Here is a 4,492-nt window from a genome sequence, read left to right as displayed (position 1 = left end):
GTTCCTCGCGGAGGACCTCCAGCACAACTTTCGTCTTAAACTCTGAGGTATATCGGTTCCGTTTTTCCATAGTCTCATTATAACTTATTTATCACTCTCCCGTGTCTCAACCTATGGGAGCATTATAGAATGCTCAATGGAGTATTAAAATGGAAGAGAGAAATTGATGCTGATTTGTTAATCGAAAATGTACCTTATTATGGATTTCGAGGTACATTACGAAGTGCAACTGATTCGGAAGTAATAACAAAAATATGTTCCGAAGCTGATGTAGGGCTTATGTTGGATCTTGCCCATCTTAGAGTGGCTGCATGGCATAGGAAAGAAGATGTCGAAGAATATCTAAAGAGGATGCCTTTAGAGCGAGTTAGTGAAATTCATGTGTGTGGACCAGCACTAGATCCAGAGCATGATATCTTCGGGATAGACATTTAGAGATGAAAGAGATTGACTATGAATTGTTGATCAAGGCCTTGACTCTTACAGACCCACTAGTTGTTACATTAGAATACGGAGGGACTGGGCCTAAATTTGAATGGCGTAGTGAAATCGAAGTTTTAGAAAGACAATTAAATAAACTAAATAACATTTTAAAATGCAAGTGAATGTAATTCAAGCAAGCAAGAACATCGGATAATGCTGCATTCACGCTACGGGCCGACTCCGTACGCGCAGAACGGTATAAGAAATCCCCACCGAAAGGTAGAGAAAACAATGAATGATCTTATCCGTAGTATCACCTGGAAGGAAAAGAGTAACGATTTCCAATCATTGTTAGTACAAGATGGCCCTAATGACATAAGTCCAATAGATTCCGGACTTGAAGCAGATGTATTTAGGATCAGTACGCCGGAATCTAAGTTTGTATTAAAAGTATGGAATCGGGATTCAAAGCCACATATATCAATTCAATATAAGATGTTAGAGTGTTTGTTTAATCGAGGCATAGCAGTTTCTAAACCATTTGGTTGGGGAGTTGATGAAAACAATAATCAAGTTTTATTAACCAGTTTCGATGGTACACCTATAAATAAAGTAAATAAATTGAAACTTACTGAAATTGCAAATATACTAACAGAGATACATAAGTTTAATTTTGATATATTGGGTAGTATAACTATACCTCGATACGATTTTGTAGACTATTTCTTCCCTCGAATTGACGAGCAGTTAGATATTAAAGAACTATTAATCCAGCTCGTTGGAAGTTCAAAGATGGAACAAAATTGTCATTCATGGTGATTATAATTTGGGAAATATACTTGAATCAGATGGAAAGTATACAATTATCGATTGGACAAACGTCCAACTTGGTGATCCAAGATACGATATTGCATGGTCGATTATCTTAATTTGGATTTATGTAAGTGAAAAGTATTCTTCAACCTACCGTTCTGAATTTATAACGATGAACAATTACACTGCGAATGAACTAGAAAAATTCGAGGCTATTGCTTGCCTTCGATGGATTCTGCTAAATAGAATTGCAAATCTTCCCAAACGGCATAATACAATTTCAACGGTTAGAACAATTTTAATGAAGAATAAATACTTGAATGAAGGATTACTTTGAGGTCAGAATATTTAATGGAAAGCAACAAGCAAGGGAGCCATTTTAATGTCTGAGTATTATTGGGACAAGCAAATAGAATATCTCAGAAATACTCGGTGGTTATACTACAATGATGATTACTTAGAATTTTTGGTACAAAGAGTTTGGAAGATCGACAAACCAGCAAACATAATCGATTTTGGTTGTGGCTATGGTTATCTTGGTCTTAAGCTGCTTCCAATATTTCCTGAAGGATCAACTTACACCGGCATAGATAAAGGTAAAGACTTAATCAACAAAGCAAAGGAAGTATTTCTTAACCTGCCATATCAAACTGAATTTATTGTTGGCGACATTGAAGAGATTAAAGTAGAGCACATGTATGACATAGCTATGTGTCATGCTTTTTTATTACATATGACCAAACCGATTTCAATTCTTCAGAAGATGATGGATAGTGTCTTGGACAATGGAAGGGATATTTGTTACGAGCCCCACTGGATTGCAACCATGTCAAATTACAGACTTGATGGTCTCGAGCAGTCTAAAGTAATTCAATTAGGAATACTTCAAAAATTATATGAAGAAGACGCAAAACAATCTGGGAAAGACGGAAATATTGGAATGCGAATCCCAATAATCCTTAGTCAATTAGGATTGAAGGATGTAGAATGCAGAGTAAGTGACAGGGTTAATTTTTTAGACCAAAACATGGACCCAAATAACAAAGAAAAACTTTATCACTCATTAAAGGAAGAAGGGTTAGGCCAAGAACCAGGTAATTTAAAAAACGTCTTGAATAATTTAATTATGAGAGGATTAACGAATGATGAAGCAATGAACCAATACGAAGCGGAATTATTGTTTTCCAAGGAATTTGGAGATGGATCATGGCTTACCTATTCTCCAAATATGAAGATTTCATTTGGGACAGTTAAGAAATAGCTTAAAGCAGAAGAGGAGACTTACGATGAAAATTGGTTTTTTAATTGTAGATATGCAAGAAGTCTTTCTACAAGATCAAAAGGAAAAACTTAATGTAGAAAGAGCATGTGAACACATAAATTATGTCGCAGACTTACTTCGTTCTAAAAATCATTGTGTTATACATATTCAAGATGTTGAAGGAACAAAAGATCTTAACTCAGAAGTACTCAATATCATCTCGGAGATTAAAGTCGAACAAAATGATATCCGAATAACAAAAGAAGAATCGAATGCATTTTGGAATACAGATTTAGAACAGATTTTATTAAAGCATGAAATAGGTTTAGTTATTGTAGCAGGCTTTGCGGCAGAGCATTGTGTTCTTTTCACCTATAATGGTGCAAAGGAAAGAGGGTTTAAAACAGTGATTCTTCAAAACGGAATAATAAGTACTTATAGTGATGCGATTAGTATTACATATCGTGATAGAAACATTATTTCATATCCTGCAATTGAGTATATTGTGAGATAACGATTTATCAGTTAACTCAAGAAGGCCGTGAATAGGAGGAAGACTAATTGAATCTAATTCCTTATATTGGAAGGGAAAAACATCCAATGAATAGAGTCGATGTAACCTACTCATTAATAACTGATAAATCAAAATCGAAAGTTCTCATGGTCAAGAATATTGATCGCTCTAGTTGGTCACTTCCAGGCGGTGCGGTTGAAAGAAATGAAACATTAGAACAAGCAGCAATAAGAGAAGCAAAAGAAGAAACTGGGCTAGATATTAAAGTTTATGGCATAGTGGCAGTTAACGAATGTAAATTTGAAAAGATAAATGAACATGTAATTTTTATTACATTTAGGGCTGAAATTATTGGTGGGAATAAAGAAATTGTTAGACCTAAAGAAATCTCTGAAATAGCTTGGATAGATCTAGAAAAGGCTGATGAACTAATGCCTTATTATAAAGATGGGATTAGAAAATTAATTGAAGGTAATGAAATAACGTATTTTAACGAGGGTTATAAGTAATTTTGTGTGGTACTAAATTACTTGGGGGAATTTCAATGGAGAATAAAGAAACATTTGATGAAGTTGCATTGGAATATGAAAAGTGTAGACCGACATATCCAAATGAAATGTTTGTTGATATTCTCAATTATTCTAAAATTGATAAGGAAGATAACATCCTTGAAATTGGATGTGGAACTGGACAGGCAACTAGCGGACTTGTGAACAATGGTTATTGCAATATAACTTGCATAGAACTAGGAAAGAATTTGGCTCAAATGACTTCAGAAAAGTTTCATTCATATAAATCAATTCAAGTGATAAATTCTTCTTTTGAACAATGGGATGGTAAAGATCATTGTTTTCAGTTAGCAATATCAGGAACAGCATTCCATTTTATTGAACCGAAATTTGGATATCGAAAAGTTTGGGAGTTACTTAGCAAAGACGGGTCTATTGGCTTTTTCTGGACTATTCATGTTCCCTCGTACGATAATCTCCATTCAGAAATTCGAACACACTATAAAGATCTTGCCCCACAATTGGATGATTCAAAATTACCTACCCCTGAAGAAACAATTAAAGAGAGAAAGAAAATAACAGAAGAAACAGGCATTTTCAATAATATCATCGTTAAAGAGTATAATTGGATTCAGACCTATACAAGCAAGGATTATATATCACTACTTAATACCCACTCAAAACATAGACAACTTTCAGATGATAATAGGAAGGAATTACTTGATAAGATAAAAAACTCAATTGATAGTGCTGGTGGACTTATAAATAAAGACCAGAGAGTAGCACTCTTTTTAGGAAGGAATAAGTAACGAAGACATTAAGGTGGTAGGGAGTCGTGAATACAAGAACGTTAGTACGCCAAGCAAGTTCGGCTTGTCTTGCGAGGTGAAAGTCCAAGCAGAGCAAGGTTTAACCAACCACTCTTATCGCGTGTTGCGCCGAAACGGGAGACCGCCAGGTGAAGTGTACACA

The 4,492-nt window shown here is 34.9% G+C and carries 7 protein-coding genes; all 7 read left to right on the top strand.

All coding sequences use genetic code 11. The features are described from left to right. The first annotated feature begins 129 nt into the window (after positions 1-129). The 7 genes from E2980_RS23570 (at position 130) to E2980_RS23545 (ending at position 4,329) form a co-directional block, all read left to right on the top strand. Positions 130-435, top strand: coding sequence for a multinuclear nonheme iron-dependent oxidase (locus E2980_RS23570; RefSeq protein WP_135154652.1), 306 nt, complete (start codon positions 130-132; stop codon positions 433-435). 279 nt (positions 436-714) lie between these two features. Then, the gene (locus E2980_RS24880) at positions 715-1,242 is read left to right on the top strand and encodes a phosphotransferase (RefSeq protein ID WP_240703173.1); all 528 of its coding nucleotides are present in this window, start codon (positions 715-717) and stop codon (positions 1,240-1,242) included. Beyond that, complete coding sequence (locus E2980_RS24875; RefSeq protein ID WP_338080758.1) at positions 1,202-1,573, top strand: phosphotransferase family protein; 372 nt, start codon at positions 1,202-1,204, stop codon at positions 1,571-1,573. Before E2980_RS24880 ends, E2980_RS24875 begins: the two co-directional genes overlap by 41 nt. Positions 1,574-1,618: 45 nt before the next feature. Next, positions 1,619-2,497 carry a class I SAM-dependent methyltransferase gene (locus E2980_RS23560; protein WP_135154651.1) on the top strand — a complete coding sequence of 293 codons (879 nt, stop codon included), beginning with the start codon at positions 1,619-1,621 and terminating at the stop codon, positions 2,495-2,497. Between the two features lie 25 nt (positions 2,498-2,522). Further along, positions 2,523-3,011, top strand: a complete 489-nt coding sequence (locus tag E2980_RS23555; RefSeq protein ID WP_135154650.1) for a cysteine hydrolase family protein — start codon at positions 2,523-2,525, stop codon at positions 3,009-3,011. A 47-nt stretch (positions 3,012-3,058) separates the two neighbouring features. Beyond that, on the top strand, positions 3,059-3,520 hold the full coding sequence (locus tag E2980_RS23550) for an NUDIX hydrolase (RefSeq protein WP_338080757.1): 462 nt from the start codon (positions 3,059-3,061) through the stop codon (positions 3,518-3,520). Between the two features lie 35 nt (positions 3,521-3,555). After that, a complete protein-coding gene (locus E2980_RS23545; RefSeq protein WP_135154649.1) occupies positions 3,556-4,329 on the top strand; it encodes a class I SAM-dependent methyltransferase in 774 nt (257 codons plus the stop codon). Positions 4,330-4,492: the final 163 nt, after the last annotated feature.

The organism is Cohnella luojiensis (genome assembly GCF_004564235.1).
GTDB lineage: Bacteria > Bacillota > Bacilli > Paenibacillales > Paenibacillaceae > Cohnella > Cohnella luojiensis.
This window is presented reverse-complemented; position numbering and strand designations above follow the sequence as displayed.

What these genes read in the sequence shown, in the direction of transcription:
- E2980_RS23570 (WP_135154652.1), top strand. Translation starts at nt 130, where the DNA reads ATGCTCAATGGAGTATTAAAATGGAAGAGAGAAATTGATGCTGATTTG.
- E2980_RS24880 (WP_240703173.1), top strand. Translation starts at nt 715, where the DNA reads ATGAATGATCTTATCCGTAGTATCACCTGGAAGGAAAAGAGTAACGAT.
- E2980_RS23560 (WP_135154651.1), top strand. Translation starts at nt 1,619, where the DNA reads ATGTCTGAGTATTATTGGGACAAGCAAATAGAATATCTCAGAAATACT.
- E2980_RS23555 (WP_135154650.1), top strand. Translation starts at nt 2,523, where the DNA reads ATGAAAATTGGTTTTTTAATTGTAGATATGCAAGAAGTCTTTCTACAA.
- E2980_RS23545 (WP_135154649.1), top strand. Translation starts at nt 3,556, where the DNA reads ATGGAGAATAAAGAAACATTTGATGAAGTTGCATTGGAATATGAAAAG.